22 protein-coding genes are annotated in these 26991 nt (G+C 62.7%); 10 read left to right on the top strand and 12 right to left on the bottom strand.

The window, feature by feature from the left end; translation table 11 throughout:
- Nucleotide 1 precedes the first annotated feature (1 nt).
- On the top strand, nt 2-1978 hold the full coding sequence (gene glgX / locus ATY77_RS04910) for a glycogen debranching protein GlgX (RefSeq protein WP_088686367.1): 1977 nt from the start codon (nt 2-4) through the stop codon (nt 1976-1978).
- An 89-nt stretch (nt 1979-2067) separates the two neighbouring features.
- A complete protein-coding gene (locus tag ATY77_RS04905; protein ID WP_088678046.1) occupies nt 2068-2556 on the top strand; it encodes a MaoC family dehydratase in 489 nt (162 codons plus the stop codon).
- Between the two features lie 12 nt (nt 2557-2568).
- On the opposite strand, the gene ATY77_RS04900 is transcribed toward ATY77_RS04905, so the two are convergent.
- The 5 genes from ATY77_RS04900 to ATY77_RS04880 form a co-directional block, all read right to left on the bottom strand.
- Nucleotides 2569-2967, bottom strand: coding sequence for a VOC family protein (locus ATY77_RS04900; protein ID WP_088686366.1), 399 nt, complete (start codon nt 2965-2967; stop codon nt 2569-2571).
- Between the two features lie 44 nt (nt 2968-3011).
- The gene (locus ATY77_RS04895; RefSeq protein ID WP_088686365.1) at nt 3012-3560 is read right to left on the bottom strand and encodes a sarcosine oxidase subunit gamma; all 549 of its coding nucleotides are present in this window, start codon (nt 3558-3560) and stop codon (nt 3012-3014) included.
- The gene (locus ATY77_RS04890) at nt 3553-6546 is read right to left on the bottom strand and encodes a sarcosine oxidase subunit alpha (protein WP_088686364.1); all 2994 of its coding nucleotides are present in this window, start codon (nt 6544-6546) and stop codon (nt 3553-3555) included. The genes ATY77_RS04895 and ATY77_RS04890 overlap by 8 nt, the downstream gene beginning before the upstream one ends.
- Nucleotides 6543-6884 (bottom strand): sarcosine oxidase subunit delta, encoded by a 342-nt coding sequence (locus tag ATY77_RS04885; protein ID WP_088686363.1) that lies wholly within the window; start codon nt 6882-6884, stop codon nt 6543-6545. The genes ATY77_RS04890 and ATY77_RS04885 overlap by 4 nt, the downstream gene beginning before the upstream one ends.
- A gap of 109 nt (nt 6885-6993) precedes the next feature.
- Nucleotides 6994-8247 (bottom strand): sarcosine oxidase subunit beta family protein, encoded by a 1254-nt coding sequence (locus ATY77_RS04880; protein WP_088677838.1) that lies wholly within the window; start codon nt 8245-8247, stop codon nt 6994-6996.
- Between the two features lie 288 nt (nt 8248-8535).
- Here ATY77_RS04880 and ATY77_RS04875 point away from each other — a divergent pair, with 288 nt between their 5' ends.
- Nucleotides 8536-9558, top strand: a complete 1023-nt coding sequence (locus tag ATY77_RS04875; protein ID WP_088686362.1) for a FecR domain-containing protein — start codon at nt 8536-8538, stop codon at nt 9556-9558.
- Between the two features lie 6 nt (nt 9559-9564).
- Here the strand turns inward: ATY77_RS04875 and ATY77_RS04870 are convergent, their stop codons facing one another.
- A complete protein-coding gene (locus ATY77_RS04870; RefSeq protein WP_088686361.1) occupies nt 9565-11736 on the bottom strand; it encodes an adenylate/guanylate cyclase domain-containing protein in 2172 nt (723 codons plus the stop codon).
- Nucleotides 11737-12051: 315 nt separating this feature from the next.
- On the opposite strand from ATY77_RS04870, the gene ATY77_RS04860 reads away from it, so the two are divergent.
- The 5 genes from ATY77_RS04860 to ATY77_RS04840 all read left to right on the top strand — a co-directional run bounded on the left by ATY77_RS04860 (nt 12052) and on the right by ATY77_RS04840 (nt 17644).
- The gene (locus ATY77_RS04860) at nt 12052-13602 is read left to right on the top strand and encodes an adenylate/guanylate cyclase domain-containing protein (protein WP_245314298.1); all 1551 of its coding nucleotides are present in this window, start codon (nt 12052-12054) and stop codon (nt 13600-13602) included.
- Between the two features lie 156 nt (nt 13603-13758).
- On the top strand, nt 13759-13971 hold the full coding sequence (gene rpsU, locus ATY77_RS04855) for a 30S ribosomal protein S21 (protein WP_003585885.1): 213 nt from the start codon (nt 13759-13761) through the stop codon (nt 13969-13971).
- A gap of 134 nt (nt 13972-14105) precedes the next feature.
- Entirely contained in the window at nt 14106-14975 is an 870-nt protein-coding gene (locus ATY77_RS04850) for a tetratricopeptide repeat protein (protein WP_088686358.1), read from the top strand.
- A gap of 474 nt (nt 14976-15449) precedes the next feature.
- Nucleotides 15450-17102 carry a sensor histidine kinase gene (locus ATY77_RS04845; RefSeq protein WP_088686357.1) on the top strand — a complete coding sequence of 551 codons (1653 nt, stop codon included), beginning with the start codon at nt 15450-15452 and terminating at the stop codon, nt 17100-17102.
- Between the two features lie 59 nt (nt 17103-17161).
- Entirely contained in the window at nt 17162-17644 is a 483-nt protein-coding gene (locus ATY77_RS04840; protein ID WP_088686356.1) for a DUF992 domain-containing protein, read from the top strand.
- Between the two features lie 84 nt (nt 17645-17728).
- On the opposite strand, the gene ATY77_RS04835 is transcribed toward ATY77_RS04840, so the two are convergent.
- The 6 genes from ATY77_RS04835 to ATY77_RS04810 all read right to left on the bottom strand — a co-directional run bounded on the left by ATY77_RS04835 (nt 17729) and on the right by ATY77_RS04810 (nt 24532).
- Entirely contained in the window at nt 17729-19123 is a 1395-nt protein-coding gene (locus tag ATY77_RS04835; RefSeq protein ID WP_088686355.1) for an NAD(P)(+) transhydrogenase (Re/Si-specific) subunit beta, read from the bottom strand.
- A gap of 6 nt (nt 19124-19129) precedes the next feature.
- Nucleotides 19130-19528: a proton-translocating transhydrogenase family protein gene (locus ATY77_RS04830; RefSeq protein WP_088686354.1), complete on the bottom strand. Its 399-nt coding sequence runs from the start codon at nt 19526-19528 to the stop codon at nt 19130-19132.
- The gene (locus ATY77_RS04825) at nt 19528-20676 is read right to left on the bottom strand and encodes a Re/Si-specific NAD(P)(+) transhydrogenase subunit alpha (RefSeq protein ID WP_088686353.1); all 1149 of its coding nucleotides are present in this window, start codon (nt 20674-20676) and stop codon (nt 19528-19530) included. The genes ATY77_RS04830 and ATY77_RS04825 overlap by 1 nt, the downstream gene beginning before the upstream one ends.
- A gap of 203 nt (nt 20677-20879) precedes the next feature.
- Nucleotides 20880-21104, bottom strand: a complete 225-nt coding sequence (locus ATY77_RS04820; RefSeq protein WP_088677828.1) for an aa3-type cytochrome c oxidase subunit IV — start codon at nt 21102-21104, stop codon at nt 20880-20882.
- A gap of 228 nt (nt 21105-21332) precedes the next feature.
- On the bottom strand, nt 21333-22085 hold the full coding sequence (locus ATY77_RS04815; RefSeq protein WP_088686352.1) for a hypothetical protein: 753 nt from the start codon (nt 22083-22085) through the stop codon (nt 21333-21335).
- A gap of 143 nt (nt 22086-22228) precedes the next feature.
- Nucleotides 22229-24532 (bottom strand): EAL domain-containing protein, encoded by a 2304-nt coding sequence (locus ATY77_RS04810; RefSeq protein ID WP_088686351.1) that lies wholly within the window; start codon nt 24530-24532, stop codon nt 22229-22231.
- Nucleotides 24533-24860: 328 nt separating this feature from the next.
- Here ATY77_RS04810 and ATY77_RS04805 point away from each other — a divergent pair, with 328 nt between their 5' ends.
- Both ATY77_RS04805 and ATY77_RS04800 read left to right on the top strand, forming a co-directional pair.
- Nucleotides 24861-25400 carry a TRAP transporter small permease subunit gene (locus ATY77_RS04805; RefSeq protein WP_088686350.1) on the top strand — a complete coding sequence of 180 codons (540 nt, stop codon included), beginning with the start codon at nt 24861-24863 and terminating at the stop codon, nt 25398-25400.
- A 21-nt stretch (nt 25401-25421) separates the two neighbouring features.
- Nucleotides 25422-26909 carry a TRAP transporter large permease subunit gene (locus ATY77_RS04800; RefSeq protein ID WP_088677824.1) on the top strand — a complete coding sequence of 496 codons (1488 nt, stop codon included), beginning with the start codon at nt 25422-25424 and terminating at the stop codon, nt 26907-26909.
- Nucleotides 26910-26991 lie beyond the last annotated feature (82 nt).

The raw sequence follows: 26991 nt of genomic DNA, 5'->3' as shown, positions 1-26991 counted from the left end.
CATGCAGGATAGCAATTCGGCGCGGGGCGCGATCGTCTTCGAGACCGGCGTCGAATTTGCCGTGTGGTCGCATGATGCCGCACAGATCGAACTCTGCCTCTTCGAGGATGACGGCAACCGCGAATTCGCGCGCCTGCCGATGGTGCGCGACGGCGACCACATCCATCGCCTCTTCGTCGATGGCCTCAGGCAAGGCGCCCGCTACGGCTATCGCGCCGACGGAATCTATGCGCCCGACAATGGCCTCTGGTTCGATCCTTCCAAGCTGCTGATCGACCCTTACGCCAAGGAGATCGATCGGCCGTTCCGCTACAATCCCCGCCTCGGTATCTATGGCGAGGACAGCCAGGACTTGATGCCGAAGGCGATCGTCACCACCGATACGCGCGCTGCAATCGGCAAGCCGCTCTTCAAACCGGGCGGCTTTATCTACGAAGTGGCAGTACGGCCCTTCACCATTCTCCATCCCGATGTGCCGGAAGCCGAGCGCGGCACCGTCGCAGCCCTTGCCCATCCCTCCGTCATCACCCACCTGAAGCGGATCGGCGTCGATGCCGTCGAACTGATGCCGATCACGGCCTGGATCGACGAACGCCACCTGCCGCCGCTCGGCCTCACCAACGGCTGGGGCTACAATCCCGTCGGTCTGATGGCGCTCGATCCGAGGATCGTCCCGGGCGGCATGGCGGAGCTGCGCAAGACCGTCGCCGCCCTCCATGCCGAAGGCATCGCGGTCATCCTCGACCTCGTCTTCAACCATACAGGCGAAAGCGACCGCTATGGCACAACGCTGTCGCTGCGCGGCCTCGACAACCTGCATTATTACCGCCATGCCCAGAACAGCCCCAGCGAACTCGTCAACGACACCGGCACCGGCAATACGATCGCCTGCGATCATCCCGAGGTAAGGCGCCTCGTTATCGACAGCCTGCGCCATTTCGTGCTCAATTCAAGCGTCGATGGTTTCCGCTTCGATCTCGCCCCGGTGATCGGCCGCACCGCGACCGGCTTCCAGCGCGACGGCGGAACGCTCGCGGCGATCCTCGCCGACGACGTGCTTGCCGACCGCATCATGATCGCGGAACCCTGGGATATCGGGCCTGGCGGCTATCAGCTCGGCAATTTCCCGCCGCCCTTCCTCGAATGGAACGACCGGGTTCGCGACGATCTGCGCTGCTACTGGCGCGGCGACCAGTGGAAGACCGGTTCGCTCGCCACCGCGCTTGCCGGCTCCTCCGACATCTTCTCCCGCAACGACGGCAAGGAGACGCGCAGCGTCAACTTCCTCGCCGCCCATGACGGCTTCACGCTGATCGACCTCGTCTCCTATGCCGGCAAGCACAACGACGCCAATGGCGAGCACAATCGTGACGGCCACAACGAGAACCACTCCTGGAACAACGGCGTCGAGGGCGAGACCCTCTATCCCTCGATCCGCAAGCGCCGGATAAACGACGTCATGGCGCTGATATCAACGCTCTTTGCCACCCGCGGCAGCATCATGCTGACGGCGGGCGACGAGGGCGGCCGCAGCCAGCGCGGCAACAACAACGCCTATTGCCAGGACAACGAGATCACCTGGCTGGACTGGAAGGCGCTGAACGAGGATCTCGTCGCCCACACCGCCTTCGTCTCTGGGCTGCGGCGCCGCTTCACGGTCTTTTCAGAAATGGGCTTCCTGTCCGGCAACGGCGACGTCGAATGGATTTCGCTGTCCGGCGAACCAATGACCGTCGCCGAATGGGAGACGCCGTCGCTTTCGACCCTCGGCATGCTGCTCGCGACCGGCGACCGGTCCTCGCGCGGCAAACAGACCCGGCTTGCCGTGCTCTTCAATCGTTCGGAGAACCGCCAGCTTTTCACGCTTCCCAGCGAGGGCGAGCCGGGCTGGCGTCAATTGACGCCGGAGGGAGCGAAGAAAGCCGGCGCCCGCGTGACCGTGGAGCCACGCTCGGTCGCCTTTTTCATCGAAAAATGACCGCCTCCTCCCACGCACGCAAATCCTTGTCGCAATCGTCATAAATGCACGATAAGGCTTGGCCCGGCGGCTTTTCTCACGAGGAATTCATGGTCAAGGAAATTTCACTCTCCGACGTGCGGGGATTGATCGGCATGGAAACTGGCCTTTCGGATTGGATCACCGTCGATCAGACGATGATCGACGCTTTTGCAGGCGCAACCGACGACCATCAGTTCATTCATGTCGACCCCGAACGCGCGGCGGCTGAGAGCCCCTTCGGCGGCACCATCGCCCATGGCTTCCTGACGCTGTCCCTGCTGTCGGCGATGAACTACAACTGCCTGCCCAAAGTGCGCGAGCAGACCATGGGCATCAACTACGGCTTCGATCGCGTCCGCTTCATGACGCCGGTCAAGAGCGGCGCCCGCGTCCGTGGCCGCTTCCTGCTCTCCGAAGCGCGCTTCCGCGGCGGCGGCATGCTGATGACCACCTATGACGTGACGATCGAGATCGAAAACGAGAAGAAGCCGGCGCTGACGGCAAGATGGATCACCATCATCCAGTTCGATCCGAAGGATCGTCCTGAGGACGCGTAGGCGCGGCTCTTGTTACTCCGGTGAATTGATCACCGCTTCGAGAGCATGTCCGTCCGGATCAATTACGAAGGCAGCATAATAATGCGCGCCATAATGGGGTCTCAGACCCGGACCGCCGTTGTCACGGCCGCCATGCGCGATTGCAGCCGCATGAAACCGATCGACCGCCTCGCGGCTCGGCGCGGCAAAAGCCAGATGAAAGCCCGGACCGGGCGGACGCTGGCCCTCCGGCCGATGTTTGATTGCCAGCTTGTCTCCTCCGCCGGGAGAGCCGTAGCCGACCGCCTGCCCTAGCTGCCCCGGCCTGATATCCTCCCAGACCCTGGCATAACCGAGCGCGGCGAAGGCGGCATCATAGAATGCCGCCGATCGCTCGATATCGGAAACGCCTAGGGAGGCATGGTGCAGCATCCGATTATCCCTTGAACAGACGTCTATGCCGGATTGCTCCGGTGTTAATGTCCCGCATCTTCCGCTGCCTCGGCCAGCAGTCCGAAGACGAAATCGGAAAACGACCGCCAGCACTCTACCCGGAACGTATCTTCTGCCGTGCGCAGAAGCACGATTTCCGCCTTGCCGAAAATGGTCCGCGAGGCGGCGCCGACAGGGAAGGAGGCAAGCGAGAGATCCTGCGGGCAGCCGGCGGCAAGCGTAGTCTCTGCCCCTGGTCCCGAAACGATGATCGCGATATTGCGGTGGGAAACGTCGGTTGCCGAATGCACGGCGCCGGCGCCGGAAAGCGCCGCCATCAGATCGGCACCATCCTCGTCGATCACCAGCCATTCGTCAGGCCCGATCCAGAGGACCGACCGCGCGCCGGCCCGGCCCGATGTTTTCGGGGCGGTCGGCACGGACAGGCCGAGAGCAGAGGAAATCGCGGCAAGCGAACCCGCCGGGGCGCGCAGCGCCACCCGGGTCGCTGCCGGTGCGACCGTCAGGCGCACGGTTGCGGAGCCGCCGAGGCGGCCGGCCAGCACCGGCTTGCGAATTGCGACATCAGCCATGGATGCGGCCTCCTTCCTTGTCAAAGAACACCAGATCCGTCACTTCGACGGCGATCGTCCGATCCGGCATCGGCACGTAGAGCGTTTCACCCATCCGCGCCCGGCCACCGGCGACCAGCGCGAAGGCGATCGACCGGCCGCAATTTTCCGACCAGTAGGACGAGGTGACGTGGCCGAGCATGGTCATCGGCTTCGGCTCGTTCGGGCTCGCGACGATCTGCGCGCCCTCTTCGAGCACCAGCTTCGGATCCTTGGTGACGAGACCGACGAGCTGCTTGCGTCCCTCCTTGACGAGGTCCGGCCGCTGCAGTCCGCGAATGCCGACAAAGTCTTTCTTCTTCTTCGAAACGGCCCAGGCGACGCCCGCGTCGTCGGGGGTCACGGTCCCGTCGGTATCCTGGCCGACGATGATGTAGCCTTTCTCGGCGCGAAGAACGTGCATCGTCTCGGTGCCGTAGACGCAGGCCCCAAGCGGTTCGGCATTGGCCCAGACCGCTTCGAGCACCGACTGGCCGTAATCGGCCGGCACGTTGATTTCGAAGCCGACTTCACCGGTGAAGGAGACGCGGAAGAGCCGCGCCGGTACGCCGCAGACCGTGCACTCGGCAACGCTCATATGCGGGAAGGCCTCGTTCGATAGGTCGAGTCCCTCGACCAGCGGTTCGACGATCTCGCGCGCCTTCGGCCCCTGCACGGCGATGACGGCCCATTGCTCGGTCACCGAGGTCAGCCATACCTTGAGGTCGGGGAATTCCGTCTGCAGGTAGTCTTCCATGTGGTGGAGAACACGCGGCGCGCCGCCTGTCGTCGTTGTCACGTGAAAACGGTCCTCCGCCAGGCGCCCGACGACGCCGTCGTCATAAACGAAGCCGTCCTCGCGCGTCATGATGCCGTAGCGCGCCTTGCCGGGCTTCAGCGTGTCCCAGGCATTCGTGTAGATGAGATTGAGGAATTTCGCCGCATCCGGGCCCACCACCTCGATCTTACCGAGCGTCGAGGCATCAAAGATGCCTGCCGACTCGCGGGCCGTGCGGCATTCGCGCGCGACAGCCTGATGCATGGTCTCGCCCGCCTTGGGATAAAACCACGCACGCTTCCAGTTGCCGACATCCTCGAAGACCGCGCCATGGGCTTCTTCCCAGTCGTGCAGCGGCGTCTTGCGCGTCGGATCGAACAGCTTTCCGCGCGAATGGCCGATCAGCGTACCATAGGTCACCGGCGTATAGGGCGCGCGGAAGGTGGTGAGACCGACCCGCGGGATTTCCTTGCCAAGCATTTCGGCAGCAATCGCCAGACCATGCATGTTGGAAAGCTTGCCCTGGTCCGAGGCCATGCCGTTGGTGGTGAAGCGCTTGATGTGCTCGATCGAGTGCATGCCCTCGCGCACGGCCAGACGGATATCCTTGGCGCAGACATCGTGCTGGAAATCGATGAAGGCCTTGGCATTCGTCTTCGGCCCGGCGCCTTCCGCGGCGCCGATCATGCCGCCCGTCCAGTCATAGGGCTGCTCGGCCGAGATGGTGATCTTCCCGCCGCCCTTTTTGCCGGCGGCCTGCGCCATCAGTTCACCGGCGGCGAGCGATTCCTCGACCGTCCGCTGCAGGTCGTCGGTGCCGTTGCAGGCGCCGACCGAGAGGCAGTTCTGGGCATAGGTGCCCGGCAGGAAGCGCTGGCTTTCGGCATCGAAGGCCACCTTGCCGCGCGACTGCGAGAACAGATGAACCGACGGCGTCCAGCCGGCCGAAACCAGAAGCGCATCGACCGCGATCTTGCGCGGCGAGCCACCGCCGTTGCGCGCCACCGTCATCGACGAGATGCGCAGCCGCCCGGCCGTGTTGACGACCGATTGACCCACGAGGACATCGATGCCGAGCGCACGCGCCTCTGCCAGCACCGCCGCTCCCGGCGTCTGCCTGCAATCGACGATGGCGGCGATCGAAACACCGGATCGTTTCAGATCGAAAGCCGCTTCATAGGCGGAATCATGCGCCGTGTAGACGCCAACATTGGTTCCGACGGCGACGCCGTAATGATTGAGATACATCCGCCCCGCCGAGGCCAGCATAATGCCCGGCCGGTCGTTGTTCGGAAATACCATGTGCCGTTCGATGGCACCGTTGGCGAGGATCACCCGCTTGGCCCGGACCTGCCACAGCCGTTCGCGCGGCAGATCGTGGGAAGGCTTGGAGATATGGTCGGTGACGCGTTCGGCGAGGCCGACGAAATTGTGATTGTAATAGCCGAAGGCGGTCGTGCGGATGAGCACTTCGACATTGTCCATCGCCTTCAGCCGCGCCACGGTCTTCTGCGCCCAGGCGTAACCATCCTGGCCGTCGATCGTCACGCCGGCGTCGTAGCGCAGCGCTCCGCCCGCTTCCGCCTGCTCGTCGCAGAGGATCACCTTTGCACCCGTCTCGGCCGCGGCCAATGCCGCCGAAAGTCCGGCGACACCGGCGCCGACCACCAGCACGTCGCAATGGGCGTAGCGGCTGGCGTAATGGTCCGGATCCTCCTCCGTCGGCGCGACGCCGAGGCCGGCGGCACGGCGGATGAACGGCTCATAGACGTGTTTCCAGGCGGCGCGCGGCCACATGAAGGTCTTGTAGTAGAAGCCGGCGGCGAAGAACGGCGACATCAGATTGTTGACCGCACCGACATCGTAGGCAAGCGAGGGCCAGCGGTTCTGCGACTGGACGATCATGCCGTCGAAGATTTCCTGCACCGTGGCGCGCACGTTCGGCTGCTTGCGCGCCTTGTCGCGAGCGACGTCGATCAGCGCGTTCGGCTCCTCGGCGCCTGCCGACAGAATGCCGCGGGCCCGGTGATACTTGAACGAACGGCCGACGAGGTGGATGCCGTTGGCGATCAGCGCCGAGGCGACGGTATCGCCCTCGAGCGCCATATAGCTCTTGCCGTCGAAGCTGAAACGCGCGGTCTTGGCCGGCGTCAGGCGCCCCTTCCCGGCGATACGATGTGCACCGCTCATTGCGCCTCTCCTTCCACGGCTTCATATGTCTCGACTGGCGCATGCTGCTCGGCTTCGGCACCGATCCGCGGCTTCGGCTCGCCCGCCTTGTAGGTCGTGACGAACTGGTCGCTGACCGTATCGCGCGCCGCGTTGAAAAAGCGTCCGCAGCCATGAATATGGCGCCAGCGTTCGAAGATCAGCCCCTTCGGGTTCTCGCGCAGAAAGAAATAAGTCTCGAATTCCTCGTCCGAAATCGAAGCGATATCGGCAGGCCGCACGATGTGGGCGTCACCCGCGCCGCGGAATTCGAGCTCGGAACGCTCTTCCTGACAATAAGGGCAATGGATCAGCAGCATGTGAGATTTCCTTCTCCTCCCCTTCTCCCCATCGAGGAGAAGGTGCTTGCAAAGCGGATGAGGGGGTGAGCGACGAAAGCGGCGAGCATCCGGGCAAAAACATCCATCATCAGTGCGCCACCGCCGCAGCCGCAGCCTCGTCGATCAGCCGGCCGCTGCGGAAGCGTTCCAGCGTCAGGCCGGCGTTGAACTTGTGCGGCTCGTCGCGGGCGATCAGGTGGGCAAAGAGATTGGCCGAACCGGGCGTCGCCTTGAAGCCGCCGGTGCCCCAGCCGCAATTGACGTAGAGCCCGGGAACCGGCGTCTTCGACTGGATCGCCGAACGGTCCGGCGTATTGTCGACGATGCCGCCCCATTGCCGCATCATCTTGACGCGCCGAAACATCGGGAAGAGTTCGCAGATGGCGTCGAGTGTATGCGTGATGATCTGCAGCCCGCCGGTCTGGGAATAGGAGTTGTACTGGTCCGTGCCGGCGCCGATGACGAGCTCTCCCTTGTCCGACTGGGAGATATAGGCATGCACCGTGTTCGACATGACGACGCACGGGAAGATCGGTTTCAGCGGCTCGGAAACCAGCGCCTGCAGCGGGCTCGATTGCAGCGGCACGCGCACATCTGCCATCTTCATGATCGTCGAGGTATGGCCGGCCGCCGACACGCCGACTTTTTTGGCGCCGATGAAACCGCGCGAGGTCTCGACGCCGGTCACGCGTCCGTCGGGCGCGCGGCGGATGCCGGTCACTTCGCAATTCTGGATGATGTGGACACCGCGATCCGATGCTGCGCGCGCATAGCCCCAGGCGACCGCATCGTGGCGCGCCGTGCCGCCGCGCCGCTGGAGCGCCGCACCGTTGATCGGGTAGCGTGCACTCGCCGAAATATCGAGCGGCGGGCAATAGGCCTTCGCCTGTTCCGGCGTCAGCCATTCATTGTCGATGCCGTAGAGCCGGTTCGCATGGATGTGCCGCTTGAAGGACTGCTGGTCGTGAATATTGTGCGAGAGCATCATCACGCCGCGCGGCGAATACATCACATTGTAGTTGAGCTCCTGAGAAAGCCCCTCCCAGAGCTTCATCGAATGCTCATAGATGTGCATGCTCTCTTCATAGAGATAGTTCGAGCGGATGATGGTGGTGTTGCGGCCGGTATTGCCGCCGCCAAGCCAGCCCTTCTCGATCACCGCGACATTGGTGATGCCGTGCTCCTTGGCAAGGTAATAGGCAGCTCCCAGGCCATGACCGCCGGCGCCGATGATGACGACATCGTATTCGGCGCGAGGCTCCGGTGAAGTCCACTGCTTCTCCCAGCCTCTGTGGCCACGCAGGGCCTCTCGCGCCACGGCAAAAACCGAATATTTCCGCATCCGCCTTCTTCTCCTTCGGGCAAGAGCTGTTCTCCGCGCCCATACAAATCGCAAATCCAAATGCGGCACAACGGCTCTTTTGCGACAGGCGAGAGCTTTGGTTTTGACACTGTGCGACATGATTCCGAAACGGTGCAATTTTGAGGCGTGCCCGGACCCAAGGCGACACCCTCTGGAAGATGACGCAAAGCCCGCACGGCGCCCGCCAGGCCTGCCCTAGCCCAAGTGGGCGAGAAGACAAGCAGTTACTAAAATGTTAATTCTCCCCGTCTTGCCGGGGTCTGTATCATGTGGGGTCGGCGTTCATTACTCGCGGCGCTTTGCATTGCGCTCTCCACGATGCGGCCAGCGATCGCCGCAGAGCCCGTCGGCCAAGCCGTTGTCATCAGGACAGAAGTGACGGGACAGGCCGGGCCGATCGAAGTCAACACCAGCGTTCACCGCGACGAGCGCATCCGGACGTCTCAATCCGGGCTCGGCCAATTCCTGTTCCGCGACGGCACGAAGCTCGCAGTCGGCTGGGGCTCGTCCGTCGTCATCGACAAATATGTCTTCGACGACTCGCAATCGGTCAGGAAACTCACCATCAAGGCCGCGAAAGGAACCTTCCGCTGGGTCAGCGGCAATTCGAAATCCTCGGCCTACCAGATCCTGACGCCCGCCGGCACCATCGGCGTGCGCGGCACCGCATTCGACTTTTACGTCGGCCCCGACGGCACCACTGCCGTCGTGCTGTTGAATGGCGCAGCCAGCTTCTGCGGTCCGGGCGGTTGCCGCCAGTTGCAGCAGCGCTGCGATTGCGTCGTCGCCAAGCCGAACGGCGATATGTCGCCGGCCCGCCGGGTCGATCCCAGCGTTCTCGATACGCTCGGAAATTCACGCGCCCTGCCCTTCCTCTCCGGCAATCAGCGGCTTGCGGGCGGCATCGGCATGCTCGGCGGCTGCAACATGGCCTCGGTCGCGCCGGAAAGAAAAGATCGGATACGGCCTCCGCCGGCAGCAGCGCCTGCGCCGCAAAAGCAGGATCCGCCGCAGAAACAGGCCGAGCCGCAAAAAGAGCGGCCGAACAAGCCCGACAAACCGCATCATGACAAACCGCATCACGACAGGCCGCATCACGACAAGCCGGATAAGCCTAGCAAGCATGATGGCCATGGCCGGCATGACACCGACGGCAAGCCGGGAAATCACGGCGAGGATCATCGAGACCACGACCGTGATCATGGCGGAGACCGCGATCGTGATCACGGTGGAGACCGCGATCGTGATCATGACAAAGATCGGGGCAGGAATTTCAATCGCGGCCGGTAAAGTCCCTCAGTCGGCGGCGCTCTTTTCGCTCCCCTCCGGCGCCTCGCGAAAATGATCGGTCCTGCCGGATATGCGCTGGTAGAATTCCGCCAGAGCGCCGGTTACCTGCACCGCCCTCAGCTTGGCGGCGCTGATCAGCTTTCGGCTGTTCCGCGAATGCGATTGCAGGGCCTCCATCAACTGCCTGTGAACGACCTCGAGCGCGGCGAATTCCTGTGATGCCGCGACCCGTTCATCGCCGACGACGGCCAGGATCTGCGTCCGGCTGCTCTTTCCCTTGAGTGGCAGCGCGCCGGCCTCGATCAGCGCCATTCCCTGCACGGACCGCGCGGTGCTGTCGGAGATGAGGATATCAAAGCCGACCTCCTTGCAGCATGACTCGATGCGGGCCGCGACGTTGACGGCATCTCCGACGGCCGAATAATTGAAGCGGGTCTTGGCGCCCATATTCCCGACGCAGGCAAGGCCGGTATGGATGCCGATGCCGATATTGACCTGCTGATCGGGCCCGAAACCGAAAGCGTCGCCGGCGTTCAATTCGGCAAGTGTCTCGCGCATGGCAAGCGCGGTGCGAACTGCCTTGGTCTCGTGATCCGCCACATCGACCGGCGCATTCCAGAACGCCATGATCGAATCGCCGATGAACTTGTCGAGCGTGCCCTCATTCGCCACGACATGGCGGCTCAGCGCATCGAGCAGCGTATTCAGGAAGGCGACGACCTCCGTCGGCGCCAGCCGCTCGCTCATCTCGGTAAAATTCCTGACATCGACGAACATCATCGTCAGCTCGCGGTCGTCTCCGCCGAGACGCAATGCATCGCGGTTATGCTCGATGCGGTGGAGCAGAGACGGAGAGAGATAATGCCCGAAGGCGCGCCGCACCTCGCGCCGCTCTCGGTCGATCACCAGGATCTTGAACGAGGTCGCGGCAAAATGGGTGATCGATCCGCTGATGATCGGCGCCAGCGGATCGAAGAGAAGCCCGGCATAGAGAAAGGAGAGCCACGACGCGACAAGCGCCATTGCCGTGATCAGCAGGCCGCAGACCAGTGCAACGGCGGGGCTGACGAAGGTCGTCACCACGACGAGCAGGCACCCAAGCACCGCGATGACGAGGATTTCAAGCCCGTCCGCCCAGTCGGGCCGGGACAGGAACTGGCCGGAGAGGATCTGCTCCACGGCCTGCGCATGCAGCGAAACGCCGGGAACGTTCTCGCCGAGCGCAGTGACGCGGATATCCTGCAGGCCGGCCGCCGATGTGCCGACGAAGACGATGCTGCCGGCGATGGCGGCTGCGGTCTCGGGAGACGCCCCTTCCGGCGCAAGCACCTGCCGAACGGATATGTAACGCTCGGCCCGGTCGGGAGTGACATAGAGCCAGAGTTCGCCCGCCGCCGTCAGCGGCACGATGAAATCCCCGATCTTCGCCGTGGTCATGATGCCGGCGCGATCGGGCGCGCCTGCCAGCACATAGGTCGAGGCCCCCTGCGCCACGCGTAGCGCTTCGACCGCGAGATTCGGATAAAGCTGCGTGCCATCGGTCAGGAACAGCGGAACCGCCCGCACCACCGGCGAGGGATTGCCGGGATTGAGGCTGATATGGCCGAGCCCGGCCGCGTTTGCTTCCAGTTGCGGCCTGAGCGGCGTCGAGGCGCCGAGATGGGGCGGCGCCGAGACGGGGCTTTCGCCCGTAAAGGCGAAGCCCGCCTTCACGGGCGGCCGGTAATTGCCCTCGTTGGAGAGGCCGAAACCGAGCACGACGGGCTTCTCGGCGATCGAACGGGCGAAGATCTCGTCATTGTCGGGCAGCTTTTCGGCAAGCGAGGGATCGATCCCGGCAACCTCGCGCACGACATTGCGGGGCGACAGCCGGTCCGGCTCGGAGAACAGAACATCGAAGGCGATGGCCGCAGCGCCCATTTCCGAAAGCCGGTCCACCAGCAGAGCCAGCCGGTCTCGCGGCCACGGCCATTGGCCGAATTCGCGCAGCGAAGCTTCGTCGATGTCGATGACCCGGACCGGCATCGGCGCGAAGGTTCTCGGAACGAGCCGCTGATACTCGTCGAACGTCACGCCGCGGATCAGCTTGAAAATTCCGGGATCGCCTGCGCGCAGCATCGTCAGCAGAGCCACGATCGCCAGACCGATAACGACACCGATTTGCTGGACGCGCGTCATGATCTCACCGGCTGTCCCTCCCACGGCCGGCGGAGCAGGCCCGCAGCTGCCGGAAGACAGGCTACGCCGCTTTCGGCCCAAACGCCATTCGCACATCGAGCCCGGCTCCTCCCTTTTTGGCCTGCCGCGCGACATCTCCAATTTTGGCCGCCCTTTTGCCGGCATGACAAGGGCTTCGATCTTGCCGGGCAGGCGGCGAAATGTTCTTGTAGCGATCGAAAATCGGATGCTTTCCAAAAAGAATGAGGGTCGCCCGTGATTTCCGAATCCGCCGCGCGCCGGAGCGGCTACTGGCTGATTGTCGTGGTGCTGGCCATGCTCGCGGGGCTGCCGCTTGCCGTCTGGCTCGATATCAGCGATCTCTCGGGAAATACCCTGCGGCGGCAGGCGCGCGACATGAGCTCGCTGATATCGAGCATCCGCTCTTATTATTCCACGAATGTCGTTGGGCGTGTTCTGGCCGCGCATGCGAGCGGAGGCACGGCAGGCACGGTCGTCTCCCATAACTACGCCAATATCCCGGGCGCCATACCGCTGCCGGCAACCCTTTCCCTGGAACTCGGCGACGTCATCAAGGAACAGCAGGCCAATATCACCTACCGTTTCGTTTCCGACCTCCCCTTCAAGAGCCGCGCATCCCACGAGCTCGACGACTTCGAGAAGCAGGCGCTCGCCGCCCTGCGCGCCAATCCGCAGCAGACGCTGAACGACCTTACCCGTGTCGGATTGACCGATACGTTGAGGTTCATCACCCCTGTCGTCATGGGCCAGGCCTGCGTCGCCTGCCACAACAGCCATCCCGAAAGCCCCAAGACCGATTGGAAAGTGGGTGATGTGCGCGGCATTCAGGAAGTCATCATCAGACAGCCTTATGTCAGCAACGTCTTCGCCTTCAAATATCTGCTCTGCTACTTCCTGTTCGTCGCCGTCATCGGCATCAGCTTCATCCTGCTCCAGCGGCAGCAGACGCGGGCGATCCACGGCGCCAACCAGGATCTGGAAGCGGCGAACGAGTTCCTCGCCAGCGTTTCCCTGAAGATCTCGCGCTATCTCTCGCCGCAGATCTACAAGAGCATCTTCAGCGGGCAGAAGGATGTCGTCGTCCATACTGAGCGCAAGCGCCTGACCATCTTCTTCTCGGACATCAAGGATTTTACCGCGACCACCGAGCGCCTGCAGCCGGAAGCCCTGACGGAGATGCTCAACGAATATCTGACCGAAATGTCGAAGATTGCGCTCGAGCATGGCGGCACGGTGGACAAGTTCATCGGCGACGCGATGCTGGTCTTTTTCGGCGATCCGGAAACGAAAGGCTCCGAAGAGGATGCGAAAGCCTGCCTGCGCATGGCGGTCGACATGCAGCGCCGCCTCGGAGAACTCAAGGACAGGTGGCGGAGGAACGGGACCGAGGAGCCGTTCGTGGTCCGCATGGGAATCAACAGCGGTTACTGCAACGTCGGCAATTTCGGCAGCAATGACCGCATGGACTATACGATCATCGGCGCCGAGGCCAATCTCGCGGCCCGTCTGCAATCGATCGCCCAGGGCGGAGAAATCGTCATCAGCTACGAAACCTATGCGCTGGTAAACGAAATCGTCGATGCCCATCCCTTGCCGCCGATCACGATGAAGGGCATACAGCGCGAGATCGTGCCCTATGCGGTTGACGGGCTGAAGCTCGGCGCCGATCACAAGAGCCGCGTTCTCAGCGAACACCTCTCGGGCCTCGACCTGCATCTGGATATGAGCCGGTTGGAGCCGGCCGATCGCCTGCGGGTCAGGACAGCCCTCAAGGAGGCGATTGCCGCGCTGGATGAAACTTTGCCCGAGGCGGCCGATCGCAGCCGGGTGTCGGACGAGGCGTGATTTTTCCGCCCGCCCTCCATATCCATCTGGACTTCCCCTACCCGATCTGCTATCCCGCATCACCAATCGCAAGGCTGCGGCCGCGCGAACGTTATATTTTTGCCCCTGGCGCTGCGCCGCCTCAGGCATCAACCAAACCAAAGGAACGTGATTCTCGTGCAGGTACTTGTCCGCGATAACAATGTCGATCAGGCTCTCCGCGCTCTCAAGAAGAAGATGCAGCGCGAAGGCATTTTCCGCGAAATGAAGATGCGCGACTACTACGAGAAGCCGTCGCAGAAGCGTGCTCGCGAAAAGGCCGAGGCTGTTCGCCGCGTTCGCAAGCTGGCCCGCAAGCGCGCCCAGCGCGAAGGTCTGGTCGCACGCTAAGCGTTGCCGTCGTTTTTTCGACGTTTTCAGATGCATTGTGGCGGGGGCGATGGGTTCGCCGCCGCCTTTTTAGTTTGCCGCTGAAGATCGCATATCCGCGTACCGGATATGCCGCATGGGGAAAGCGAGCCCGAATGGCTGATATCACCTTCAATCCGTCCCGCGCCTGGCGCTTGCAGAAAACCGCATTCCTGCCCGCCTTGACGCTGGCCGCCATGCTCGGCCTCGCCGGCTGCGAAACGACCAACACCACGGACGCCGTGATCCGCATCGACAAGGCGCAGGGCTCGGAAGAGAACATCGCGTCGCTGACGGCGGTTATCAACGCCAATCCGAGGGATCCCGAAGGCTACAATGTCCGCGGTTCCGCCTATGGCCGCGGCGGCCAGTTCCGCCAGGCGCTGAACGATTTCAACACGGCATTGCAGATCAATCCGCGCTTCTTCCAGGCGTATGCCAACCGCGCCCTTGTCTATCGCAACATGGGCCAGCAGCAGCAGGCGATTGCCGACTATAACGCCGCCCTGCAGATCAATCCGAGCTACGACGTCGCCTATATCGGCCGCGGCAATGTCTATCGCATGGCCGGCCAGGACGATGCGGCCTTCAACGACTTCAACAAGGCGATCCAGCTCGGCACCACCGATGGCCGCGCCTATCACAATCGCGGCCTGATCTTTCAGAAGCGCAACCAGCAGGACAAGGCGATCGACGATTTCTCGAAGGCCATCTCGCTCGCGCCGAATTCTCCCGAGCCTTATAATGGCCGCGGCATCTCCTACTTCGCGCTGAACGACGACGATAACGCCTTTGCCGATTTCAATCATGCGATCGAACTCAACGGCAACATCGCCGAATCCTGGGCCAACCAGGCGCTCGTCTACGAACGCCGCGGCGACAAGGCGAAGGCCGCCCGCTCCTATCGCCACGCAATCGGCCTCGATCCCAAATACCAGCCGGCCCGCGACGGCCTGGCCCGCGTCGGTGTCGCCCCAGCCGGCTAAAGACACGCATTGGGCGGCCCGGAGCACCGGCCGCCCGCAACGGCCTCTTGCCGCCGATCGGAACACCGGCGGAGATCCTGGCAACCCAAGCGAATCCTCCGGCGGCTTTTCGAGCGCATTTTTGATTGGGCGCCGTTCATAAGCGCCATCCAGCCCACACAGGCAGTTCCGCCCGCGTCAAAAAAGCAGGCCGAAAAAACGTCCGCCCTCTTCGATGGCATGTCATACTGTGTTGCAACCTGCTGCTCCTCCCCCTAACATGCGCCTGCTTCGATAGCCTGCTATCGGCGATACGAAACGCGTTGAGGGCGGTTTGCGAGAGATGAGGATCTTTGCTTTCCTGACCGCGAACGAAAACTGTTGCGGGCTGCGCGCATCGCAGCGCCGCGCCTCTTTTCAGAGGCGTAGAGGACGCTGCAGCGCTTTGAAGCGCTGCATGGCTTCATCCACCGCGCAGGTTATGTGGCGCAATAGATGAAGATCCTCGCACTGTTCTTTCCCAAGGCCTCGATCGGCACCTATCTCGTCGCCATGGCGGTGGCGATCGCACTGCCGATCTTTGCCTTCGTGGCACTGCTTCTCCTGCAGCTGGAGGATAACCAGCGCTCGGCGCTGAAACGCGAGACGGCTCAGGACGCCGTCGCCCTTTCGCGCATCATCGACCGCCAACTGCAGGACATGGCCACGACGCTGCGGTTGCTGTCGAGCTCCCCGGAGCTGGAAAACGGCAATCTCGCCGCCTTCCACGAACGCACGGAAACAGCGTTGCGGAACAATACGCTGTTCGTCATCGCCGTCGACCGCACCGGCCAGCAACTCCTGAACACGCGCCGGGCGTTCGGCACCCCGCTCGACAAGGTGGCGAACATGCCGTCTCTCGAATCGGCCATGACCTCCGGCCGCATCGAGGCTTCCGATGTCTTCCGCGGCCGGACCAGCGGCGACTGGGTCTACAATGTCACCCTGCCACGGCGGAACGATCCCGTCGCAGCTCTCATCATCACACAGGACGCCAAGGATCTGGGCAGGCTGGTAACCACGGAAGGCCTCGCCCCCGGCTGGTCGGCCGCCATCATCGACCAGAGCGGCCATGTCGTCGCCGCCACCGGGCCGGCCAATCTCGAACCGGGCACGCCCTTCGATCCGCGCGTTCTGCCGGCGCTCGGCACTTTCCGGGGCGTCTTCGAAGACGAGGCGGTCTTGCCGCACATGCTTCTCGGCTATGCCCAGATTCCCGGCTGGTCCTGGAAGACGGTGATCTGGGGGCCGGTCGCCCAGGCGTCGATCCTCAGCACCTGGCGCTTCCTTATCATCGGCGGAGTCGCGCTGGTGCTCGTCGCCGTGCTGGCCGCCTATGCCGTCGCAAGGCAGGTCCGCACCACCATCCGCGAAATCGCCGACATGGCGAACCGCATGGGCGAAGGCCATATCGTCTCACCGGTCGAGACCAGCGTCATCGAGGCGAACCAGGTGGCGATCGCCCTTTCCAACGCCTCTTTCGATCGCAGCCAGACCGAAGACCGGCTGCGCTTCGTCATGCATGAGCTCGTCCACCGCACCAAAAATCTTCTGACGCTTGCCCAGGCGATGATGCGCCAGCTCGCCAAACAGGCCGACAGCGTCGAGACCTTCCAGGCCGCCGTCGCAGATCGCCTGGAAGGGCTGGTGCGCTCGATCGAACTGCTGACGAGCGAGCAGTGGGGAGGCGTTTCGCTGAGGCGCGTCGTCGACATCCACCTGCAGGCCTTCCCGCAGGCGCGCGAACAGATCGAAATCAGCGGTAAAGATTTCGTCCTGAAGCCGGATGCGGTGCAGAATCTCGGCCTTGCCCTGCATGAACTCGCCACCAATTCGGTGAAATACGGTGCGCTTTCCGTACCGCAGGGCCGCGTTCGCTTCGAATGGCGGGATGTGACGGAGGTAGACAAGCCGGAGGCCCTGCTCCGCTTCACCTGGGACGAGCGCGGAGGCCCGCCGGTAACGCAGCCCTCACGCTCGGGTTTCGGCACGACTGTCATCAAGGCCCATGCCGCCGCTGCCTTTCGCGGCACCGTCGAGGTCGATTTCCGGCCCGAAGGCCTGCTGTGGGTTTTGACCGCCCAGCGTGGCACGCTGGAGCGGGAATAGCGCAGGAACAATCGCCACCTCCACCCGTTTCGGACAGGTCGTTCCAAAGGAGAAAGACCATGTTCAAGCAAACGATGATCGCAACCGCTGCATTGGCGGCCGCTGTCTGGGCAGGCCCGGCCAGCGCGGAAAACTATGTTACGCTTGGCCGGCTGGTCTGCGGATCGGATGGCGGCCAGGGCCTGATCATCACCTCACAGAAGAACCTCATCTGCACCTATACGCCGGCAACGGGCGGCCCCAAGGCGGTCTATGCCGGCAAGATCGAGAAATTCGGCCTCGATATCGGCCAGACCGGCAAGAGCGTGATGATCTGGCAGGTGCTGGCGAAGACCGGCACGGATATGCCGCAATTCGCGCTTGCCGGTGAGTATTACGGCGTCGGCGCCGATGCCAGCATCGGTGCGGGCGCCGGAGCCAAGGTGATCGCCGGCGGCACCAACAAAGCCTTCATGCTGCAGCCGCTGAACGTCCAGGCCCAGGAAGGGCTGAACCTCGCGATCGGCGTCGAGAAGATGACGCTGGTGCCGGGCGAGGTATGAGGAAGGCGCTGACCGCAGCCGACATGGCGCATGTCATGCGGCTTGAATTAAACAGCCGCCCGAAGGCGGCTGTTTCTGCGTCGGTCAATGCGCGATCGCCTTGTTGATGTCCTCGGTCATCTTCTTGGCGTCGCCGAGCAGCATCATCGTGCCGTCCTTGTAGAACAGCGTATTGTCGATGCCGGCATAGCCCGAACCGAGCGAGCGCTTGACGAAGAGGCAGGTTTTGGCCCGGTCGACGTCGAGGATCGGCATGCCGTAGATCGGCGAGGTCTTGTCGTCGCGCGCCGCCGGATTGGTGACGTCATTGGCGCCGATGACATAGGCGACGTCGGCCTGGGCGAATTCCGAATTGATGTCCTCGAGCTCGAAGACCTCGTCATAGGGAACATTGGCTTCGGCAAGCAGCACGTTCATATGGCCGGGCATGCGGCCTGCGACCGGGTGGATCGCATATTTCACCTCGACGCCGTTCTTCTTCAGATTGTCAGCGAGTTCGCGCAGCGCATGCTGGGCCTGGGCGACCGCCATGCCGTATCCCGGCACGATGATGACCTTCGACGCATTCGCCATCAGATAGGCCGCATCCTCGGCCGAGCCGAGCTTGACGGTCCTGTCCGACGTATCGGCTCCGCCCGACGTCGTCTCGCCGCCGAAACCGCCGAGAATGACCGAGATGAAGGAGCGGTTCATGCCCTTGCACATGATGTAGGAGAGAATGGCACCGGAGGAGCCGACAAGCGCGCCGGTGATGATCAGCGCCAGGTTGCCAAGCGTGAAGCCGATGCCGGCCGCGGCCCATCCGGAATAGGAATTCAGCATCGAAACGACGACGGGCATATCGGCGCCGCCGATCGGCACGATCAGTAGAACCCCGAGCGCCAGCGACAGCGCCACCACGGCCCAGAAGTCGAAATGGCTTTCGGTGGCGGCAAGCCCGATGATGAAGAGCACGATCAGCATCAGCAGGGCCGCATTGATCACATGCCGGTAGGGCAGCAGGATCGGCTTGCCGGACATGCGCCCGTCGAGCTTCAGGAAGGCGATGATGGAACCGGTGAAGGTCAGTGCCCCGATCGCCACGCCGAGCGCCATCTCGACGCGCGCTTCGGTATGGATGTGGCCGATCTCGCCGATGCCGAAGGAAGCGGGCGTATAGAGCGCGGAAGCCGCCACCAGCACGGCGGCAAGGCCGACCAGCGAGTGGAAGCCGGCGACGAGCTGCGGCATCGAGGTCATGGGGATGGTGCGGGCAACATAGGCGCCGACGCTGCCGCCGATGGCCAGGCCGAGGACGATCAGTACGAAACCGCTGAAATTAGGCGTCGCCAGCACGAGCGTCGTCAGGATGGCGATCCCCATGCCGACCATGCCGTAGAGATTGCCCTTGCGGCTGGTGGCAGGATGCGACAGGCCGCGTAGCGCCAGGATGAAGAGAACGCCGGAGACGAGGTAGAGGAAAGCTGCGATATTGGTCATCGGTCCTCACCTGTCCTTCTTGCGGTACATCGCAAGCATTCGCTGCGTGACGAGGAAGCCGCCGAAGATATTCACCGAGACGAGCACGAGGGCGACGAAACCGAAGCCGGTCGCAAGCCCGCTCGTGGAGATGCCGACCGCCAGAAGCGCGCCGACGACGATGACCGAGGAGATCGCGTTGGTGACGGCCATCAGCGGCGTATGCAGCGCCGGCGTCACCGACCAGACGACGTAATAACCGACGAAGATCGACAATACGAAGATCGCGAGTTGGAAGACGAAGGGGTCGATCGCCCCGCCGGTCGCAGCACTTGCCGCCTCCGGCGCCTGGGCGGCGGCCGTGACGACGGCGGTCACCGCCTGGTCGAGCTGCTGAAGCGCTCTGTCCATTGCTTCACTGGGCATCACATGTCTCCCTTCTTCGCGCCGCCGAAGGCGGGATGAACGACATCGCCGGCATAGGTCAGCATCGTCGCCTTGACGAGTTCGTCGTCCAGATTGACGACCACGCTCCCGCTTTCCTTGTTGACCATCGTCTCGAGGAAAGTGACGAGATTCTTGGCGTAGAGTGCCGACGCGCTGGCAGCGACCCGGCCAGGCATGTTGGCGAAGCCGATCACCTGGACACCTTCGACGTCGGCGACCTCGCCGGCAACGGCACCCTCGATATTGCCGCCGCGCTCGACCGCGAGGTCGACGGCGACTGCACCCGGCTTCATCGAGGCGAGCATGGCGCGCGAAACGAGCCGCGGCGCTGGACGGCCGGGAATGAGAGCGGTGGTGATGACGATATCCTGCTTGGCGATATGTTCGGCGACGAGCGCTGCCTGCTTGGCCTGATAGTCGGCCGACATCTCTTTGGCATAGCCGCCGGCCGTTTCCGCCGCCTTGAACTCCTCGTCCTCGACGGCAATGAACTTGGCGCCGAGGGAAGCGACCTGCTCCTTGGCGGCCGGGCGCACGTCGGTGGCCGAGACCGCAGCACCCAGGCGGCGCGCGGTGGCGATCGCCTGAAGCCCGGCGACACCGGCGCCCATCACGAAGACCTTGGCGGCCGGCACGGTGCCTGCCGCCGTCATCATCATCGGCATGGCGCGGTCATAGACCGCAGCCGCCTCGATGACGGCCTGGTAGCCGGCGAGATTGGCCTGGGATGAGAGCACGTCCATGGACTGGGCGCGGGTGATGCGCGGCATCAGCTCCATGGCGAAAGCAGAAAGCCCGGCGCCTGCGAGAGCCGCGATCGCTTCGTCGTTGCCATAGGGGTCCATGATGGCGATGACGACCGCGCCGCTCTTATAGCCTGCGATTTCCGATGGGCTCGGGCGGCGCACCTTCAGCACCACGTCGGCGGTGGCGGCATCCGCAAAACTGCCGATCCTGGCGCCCGCGGCCTCGAACTCTCCGTCCGGAATGCGCGACGCCGCACCGGCATCGGTTTCGACAACGACGTCGAAACCGAAACTCTTCATTTTCTTCACGGTTTCGGCAGAAGCCGCGACACGCGTCTCCCCGTCCGTGACTTCCCTTGCAACGAAAATAATATTGCCCAACTGCCCCCTCCTCCGGGTCAGCCAGACCGCCGCAGGCGCGCCTGCGCAGGCCAAGCACCGAGTTCACAAAGCTTCGGAGAAGCCTCCCCTTCCCTAGAGCGTCAAGCGTCCCTCCGACGCACAAACGCTCCAGCTCTTCCAATCTGCTGAATCGCGCGCTCTCCACATCGATCCCGGTTTCGGGACCGATGCGCCGGCCGCGATCAGCGGACCATGAAGATGCCGATGGCGAGAAGGATGATGAAGACGAAGAGACCGCCGAGAAGGCCGGCGCCGCCGAAGAAACCGGCGGTCATCGCGAGCAGGAGAACGACGAGAAGCATCGAGCCGTATTTCGTGCCGGCAATGAACATGTTGTAGGTCTGCTCATGTTCCTTGTAATCCATCGGCGCGCCGGTCTCGACCGGTCCGGTATGATGTTCGGCCATAAATATCGTCTCCCTGAAATGCCTTTGCGCTGCCTGATTCCCTTGGCTGCGCCGAGGGAAGTCCCTGCCTGCAGGAATTACACAATGACAGGCGAAAGCGCAATGCATGAGAATGCCGCAGCCGCGGTTCCAAACCACCTTCTCCAGCAAGGGAAAAAGCGCGCCTGACCACCGGCTGCGGATCTTGTCATTGCCGCCTGCCCTTTTCCATCAGGAGAGCAGCAGAAATCAGAGCGGCAGGTCGGTGCCGAGCTCGCCTGGCGGCACGAAACGCGCCGTCGGAATGATGGTGAGCGGCGGCAGCGTGTCGTTGGGGTTGCGCGAAAACATCATGCGCTGCTCGCTGGCGCTGGAGATGAAGAACGGATAGCGCGTCAGCAGCTTGCGCCCGACCTCGACCACATTCGTCGCCATCAGCGTCATGTCGATCCCGTAATTCTTCGCCAGCCGGCCCGGCACGACCGTATCGGCATAGAAGACCCGCTTATAGAAAGCGGCATGCGGAGGCCGGACGAACTGCAGAACCCGGTCCGCACGGAAATACGCCGCCGCGACGATGGTCGGCCGCAGTGTCAGATAGGGAACCCAGGGCAGATCGGCGGTGAGTTCGGGGTCGGCCGCAAAACGCGCCGGATCGATCAGCGTCAGCCCCGCATCCAGAAGCTCATCCATCGCCTCGGGAAAGGCGCCGCCGGACTGGCTGAGGCGATGCTCCGGTGTCACATAATGAACCCGGATGGTGCTGACCAGTTCCCCATAATAATACAGGCCGAAGATATAGGCGTGGCTGTCGAAATCGCTGTCGTCAAGCAGCCCCTTCGGAGCGAGCGCGAGTACGTCGTGGGCCTTGTAGGCCTTGTAGCGCAGGCGTTCCACCTGCTCCATGTCCTCGCTGCTTTCGACGCGGCGATATTCGACATGATCCAAAACTTCCAAAATTTTCGCGCTGAAATCGCTACGCTTGAACAGTGTCTCTGACATTTTCCCGATCCGCTCGTTAACGGATCATTAATCATACGCCGGCGAGATTTAGGCAAGAAAATCCGATAATTCGGACCGTTTATAAAGTGTTAAGGTTAACGGTGCGGAGAATTGTCAGCGCAAAAGCGGCCGATGCGGAGCGCTCAGGCGACCTTGCTGCGCCGACGCTGAACGGGGCGGCGGCCGATGCCCTGCTGCAACAGCGGGATATTCTGGGAAGGCACGGGCTGCGAGAAAACATAGCCTTGCACGAGGTCGGTGCTGCGATGCTTGTTGAGCAGGGCGAGCTGCTCTTCGGTCTCGACGCCCTCGATGACAATCTTCAGCCCCAGTTCGCGGGCGAGATGGACCGTGCCGCGCAGGAGTTTGAGGCGGCGGGTATCCTCGACGATATTGCGGACGAAGGAGCGATCGATTTTGACGATATCGAGCGGCAGCGTGTCGAGATAGCTGAGGCTGGAGAAGCCGGTGCCGAAGTCGTCGATGGCGATGGTGATGCCGCGCGCCCTGAGTTCCGCCAGGATGGCGCGCACGGCCTGCGGTTCGTCGATCAGGCAGCTTTCGGTGACTTCGAGATGCAGCCGCGCCGCATCCAGGCCGGAATGGGCAAGCGCATCGGCGACCACCGCGAGAATGTCCGCATCGCGCAGATCCCGCGCCGAAAGATTGACCGAGACGGCAATATGGTCCGGCCAGTTCATGCATTCGCTGCAGGCCTTGAACAGCACGAAGCGGGTGATGTCGGAAATGATGCCCATATCCTCGGCGAGCCGGATGAAGACATCGGGCGGAATCGATCCCTTCTCCGGATGCACCCAGCGCGCCAGGGCCTCGGCGCATTCGATCCGTGTGCCGTCGGCCCGGAACATCGGCTGGAAGACGAGATGCAGCGCTTGCGCCGAAACCGCCTCGCGCAGATCCGCCTTCAGCTTCTGCTGCTCGATATAGCGGCCGTCCATTTCCCGCTCGAAGCCGGATATGCCGCCCTTGAGGCGCGACTTGCTTTCGAAGAGCGCAAGATCCGCCTTGACGCTCCATTCGTCGAGCGCAAAGGCAGTGCTTTCGAGGATCGCATAGCCGGCGCTGAGCGAAACCAGGAAAGTAATCTCGTCAACCTCGTAATGACCCTGGATCGCGGCATGCACACGGCGGATCTCGAGATCGAGCGAAGCCGGCTCCTTCGCATGCGGGAAGAACAGGATGAACTGGTCCCCCATCAGCCGTCCGAGGATGGCGTTGCCCGAAGCCTGCTTGATGCGGGCGGCGATGGCGCAAAGCAGATGGTCGCCGGTGACATGGCCGCGCATGTCGTTGACATGCTTGAACTCGTCGATGTCCAGCACCATGAAGCCGAGCGGGCCTGATTTCCTCGGATGTTTGGCGAGATATTCCTGCACGAGCTGGCCGAAATATTCCCTGTTCGGCAGGCCGGTCAGCGCGTCGAAGCGGACCATGTGCATGATCTTCTGCTCTGCCTTGACCCGGCTCGACACGTCCTCGAAGATCAGCACGGCGCCGCCATCGGCCCTTCGGCTGGCCGAGAATTCGAGCGACAGGCCTTCGGGGAAATGGATGAGCGTGCGCGACAGGTTGCCTTCGGCCACCTGGGTGAGCTGGCGCAGGATAAGCTCCGGCTGCGAGGCATCCATGAAGCTGTGGCGCGCGCCATAGCGCAGCACCGCGCCGAGGTCGCGGTCTTTCAGCCGCTCAGGCGCGCCGATCTTCAGAAGCTCGCAGGCCTTGCGGTTGACGACCTGAATGCGGTTTTCGGCATCGACCATGACGAGGCCGTGCGGCATGTTGTTGAGCGCCGTATCGAAACGGTCGGCGATCATGGTGATTTCCCGGCGCGCGATGACATTCTCGTAGAGGAACTCGCGCACCCCGTTCGCCATGGCTCGCGTCGTCAGCCAGAAAGGAATGAGGAAGATCGACAGCACGCCGCGATAGAAATCCATCGCCAGCAGGCTGCAGACGATCATCGGCAAACAGCAGGAAAACGTCTGGAGATCGACAGCAAGGCGCGAACCGTAATTGCGGCCGACGACGGAAACCATGGTCGCCATGGTGACCGAAATGCAGGCGAGCTCCGCGAAGGAATCGTGCACGACGAAGATGGCATAGCCGCTGGCGAAGCCGAGAAGGGCAGTGGTGCAGGCGGCACCGGCCACCAAGATCCGCTCCCAGCGCTCGATGTCGGCCCGCGACAGGCTTTCCTTGTCGACGCGATCGAACTGCCGGAAGATAGCCATGCGGGCGCTGAAGACCAGAAGGAAGGCGAGCGACAACACGATGTAGATGGAATATTGCGTCTTGGCGGCGACGGCGAGGCAAGTCGCGATGTGGACGATCACGCCAGCAAGAAGCGTCATGCGGTTCCCGGAAAGGGAACTCACAAACGACAGATACACATCTAAAGGGACCCTGTTCGGGTTATCTGGCTTCATCCACACTTTCCCTGTGCGCGGGGAGTCTAAGGCCAACCCTTTAAAAATTGATTTCAATCGAATCAAACATTTGGTCAAATTTTCTAAAACCAGAGGATGAACGTCACATCTTACAGGTGATAATGCATCCTCTCGGCGAGATTATTGAAATAATTTATCCACGTCAGGGTTGTCCAAATCTCCAGAAGTCGCGCAAACCGGCCATCGCGGCTAAGACTATACTCCAAGGCGAGGCATTTATCCTTCCAATTTCTAAGGCCGTGGTCTACATCGATTGCAAAGAAGGAAAGCTGCCGGAAACCGGCAGGACAAAAGACAAGGGGAACGAATGTCGGCACTTCTGGCAGTCAGCCGGTTGATCGACTGGCTCAGTCGCATCGTGGGCAAATTTTCCGAGTACATGGTACTCTTCTGCTGTCTGATCAGCGCCGGAAACGCCATCGTCCGCTACACCTTCAACTACAGTTCGAACGGCTGGCTGGAGATTCAGTGGTATCTCTTCGCCTTCGTCGTCATGCTCGGCGCTTCGCATGCGCTGCGCAACAACGAACATGTGCGTGTCGACCTGATCTATGGCGCGGTTTCGGAGAAGGCGAGGATCTGGATCGACATCGTCGGCCTCATCTTCTTGCTCCTGCCCGCATGCATCTATCTCGCCTGGCTGTGCTGGCCGTTTTTCGCCCTCTCCTACCAGCAGGGGGAGATATCGGGCAATGCCGGCGGCTTGATCCGCTGGCCCGTCAAACTGATCCTGGTCGCCGGCTTCGCGCTGCTTTCCCTTCAGGGCGTTTCCGAGCTGATCAAGCGGATCGCAGCGCTCACCGGCCGCATCAGCATCGACACCACATACGAAAAACCGCTGCAATAAAGCGGACCGGGAGGAACTGATTTGTTTGATTTCGGCATCATTCCGCCGGCGATGTTCCTGGGCATGGTCGTCTTCATGCTCTACGGCTTTCCGGTCGCCTTTTCGCTCGCCGCCGTAGGCCTGCTCTTCGGCATCATCGGCATCGTCACGGGCCATTTCAGCGAAGCTTTCCTGCACAATCTGCCGCTGCGCCTGTTCGGCATCGTGTCCAACGACCTCTTGCTCGCCATTCCCTTCTTCACTTTCATGGGTGCGGTGCTGGAGCGATGCGGACTTGCCGAGGATCTGCTCGAAGGCACCGGCAAGCTCTTCGGCGCCATCCCCGGCGGCCTTGCCTATGCCGTCATCCTCGTCGGCGCCGTGCTCGGCGCCATCACCGGCACGGTCGCGGCCTCCGTCATCACCATGGGCGTGATCTCGCTGCCGATCATGCTGCGCTACGGCTACAGTCCGCGCCTTGCCACCGGCGTCATCGCCGCCTCGGGCACGATCACCCAGGTCATCCCGCCCTCGCTCGTCCTCGTCGTTCTCGCCGATCAGCTCGGCCGGTCGGTCGGCGACATGTATCTCGGCGCGATCGGCCCCTCGATCCTGCAGGTGACGATCTTCGTGCTCTTCATCCTTGTCATGTCGATCATCCGGCCGAAATCGATGCCGCCGCTGCCGAAAGAAGTGCGCGGCGATCTCGACTGGGCGCTGCTGGCGAAGGTGCTGATGGGCATGGTGCCTTCGATCGTACTGATCTTCCTCGTCCTCGGCACCATCTTCATGGGCCTTGCCACGCCGACGGAAGCAGGCGCGCTCGGCGTCGTCGGCGCCATGGGGCTCGCCGCCCTGCATCGCCGCCTCACCTGGCCGCTGATCCGCGAGGCGATGACGTCGACCACGCATATCACGTCGATGGTGGTGATGATCCTGATCGGCTCGACCTGCTTCAGCCTGGTCTTCCAGGGCATGGACGGCTCACGCTGGATCGAGCACATGCTCTCAGGCATTCCAGGCGGTCCGGTCGGCTTCCTGATCTTCGTCAATATCTTCATTTTCATCCTCGCCTTCTTCCTCGATTTCTTCGAGATCGCCTTCATCGTCATCCCGATGCTCGCCCCCGTCGCCTCCAGCCTCGGCATCGACCTGATCTGGTTCGGCGTGCTGATCTGCGTGAACATGCAGACGAGCTTCATGCATCCGCCGTTCGGTTTCGCGCTCTTCTACCTGCGATCGATCGCCGGCAAGGAGGTCAAGACCTCGGACATCTACATGGGCGCCCTCCCCTGGGTCGGCATGCAAGTCATCCTGGTGGCGATCGTCATCTTTTGGCCGGAATCGGTAACCTACTGGCTGGACCGCGGCCCGAAGGTGGACCCGAACTCGATCAAGATCGAAGTGCCCGGTTTCGGCGGCCAGCTCGGCCTGCCGCCGGTGGGCGGCGGCAACGGCTCGCCGCAGATCCCCGGTCTCACTTTGCCGCCCCTGAACGGCCTGCCCGGAGCGCCAGCGCCCGGCAAATAGCGCATGCCGCACAAAAATGTGCAGCGGTTTTGCGGCAACGACATGCGAGAAAAAGAAAACCCCCGGACCAAAATCCGGAGGC

Source organism: Rhizobium sp. R634 (genome assembly GCF_002211305.1).
Classification (GTDB): domain Bacteria; phylum Pseudomonadota; class Alphaproteobacteria; order Rhizobiales; family Rhizobiaceae; genus Rhizobium.
This window is presented reverse-complemented; position numbering and strand designations above follow the sequence as displayed.

Bases quoted from the DNA above. Each gene is read 5' to 3' on its own strand.
- ATY77_RS04905 (WP_088678046.1), top strand. From the start codon at position 2,068: ATGGTCAAGGAAATTTCACTCTCCGACGTGCGGGGATTGATCGGCATG.
- ATY77_RS04815 (WP_088686352.1), bottom strand. From the start codon at position 22,085: ATGTCAGAGACACTGTTCAAGCGTAGCGATTTCAGCGCGAAAATTTTG.
- ATY77_RS04810 (WP_088686351.1), bottom strand. From the start codon at position 24,532: ATGAAGCCAGATAACCCGAACAGGGTCCCTTTAGATGTGTATCTGTCG.
- ATY77_RS04850 (WP_088686358.1), top strand. From the start codon at position 14,106: ATGGCTGATATCACCTTCAATCCGTCCCGCGCCTGGCGCTTGCAGAAA.
- ATY77_RS04900 (WP_088686366.1), bottom strand. From the start codon at position 2,967: ATGCTGCACCATGCCTCCCTAGGCGTTTCCGATATCGAGCGATCGGCG.
- glgX (WP_088686367.1), top strand. From the start codon at position 2: ATGCAGGATAGCAATTCGGCGCGGGGCGCGATCGTCTTCGAGACCGGC.
- ATY77_RS04870 (WP_088686361.1), bottom strand. From the start codon at position 11,736: ATGACGCGCGTCCAGCAAATCGGTGTCGTTATCGGTCTGGCGATCGTG.
- ATY77_RS04885 (WP_088686363.1), bottom strand. From the start codon at position 6,884: ATGCTGCTGATCCATTGCCCTTATTGTCAGGAAGAGCGTTCCGAGCTC.
- ATY77_RS04840 (WP_088686356.1), top strand. From the start codon at position 17,162: ATGTTCAAGCAAACGATGATCGCAACCGCTGCATTGGCGGCCGCTGTC.
- ATY77_RS04830 (WP_088686354.1), bottom strand. From the start codon at position 19,528: ATGCCCAGTGAAGCAATGGACAGAGCGCTTCAGCAGCTCGACCAGGCG.
- ATY77_RS04890 (WP_088686364.1), bottom strand. From the start codon at position 6,546: ATGAGCGGTGCACATCGTATCGCCGGGAAGGGGCGCCTGACGCCGGCC.
- ATY77_RS04895 (WP_088686365.1), bottom strand. From the start codon at position 3,560: ATGGCTGATGTCGCAATTCGCAAGCCGGTGCTGGCCGGCCGCCTCGGC.
- ATY77_RS04880 (WP_088677838.1), bottom strand. From the start codon at position 8,247: ATGCGGAAATATTCGGTTTTTGCCGTGGCGCGAGAGGCCCTGCGTGGC.
- ATY77_RS04820 (WP_088677828.1), bottom strand. From the start codon at position 21,104: ATGGCCGAACATCATACCGGACCGGTCGAGACCGGCGCGCCGATGGAT.
- ATY77_RS04845 (WP_088686357.1), top strand. From the start codon at position 15,450: ATGAAGATCCTCGCACTGTTCTTTCCCAAGGCCTCGATCGGCACCTAT.
- ATY77_RS04860 (WP_245314298.1), top strand. From the start codon at position 12,052: ATGCTCGCGGGGCTGCCGCTTGCCGTCTGGCTCGATATCAGCGATCTC.
- ATY77_RS04875 (WP_088686362.1), top strand. From the start codon at position 8,536: ATGTGGGGTCGGCGTTCATTACTCGCGGCGCTTTGCATTGCGCTCTCC.
- ATY77_RS04835 (WP_088686355.1), bottom strand. From the start codon at position 19,123: ATGACCAATATCGCAGCTTTCCTCTACCTCGTCTCCGGCGTTCTCTTC.
- ATY77_RS04805 (WP_088686350.1), top strand. From the start codon at position 24,861: ATGTCGGCACTTCTGGCAGTCAGCCGGTTGATCGACTGGCTCAGTCGC.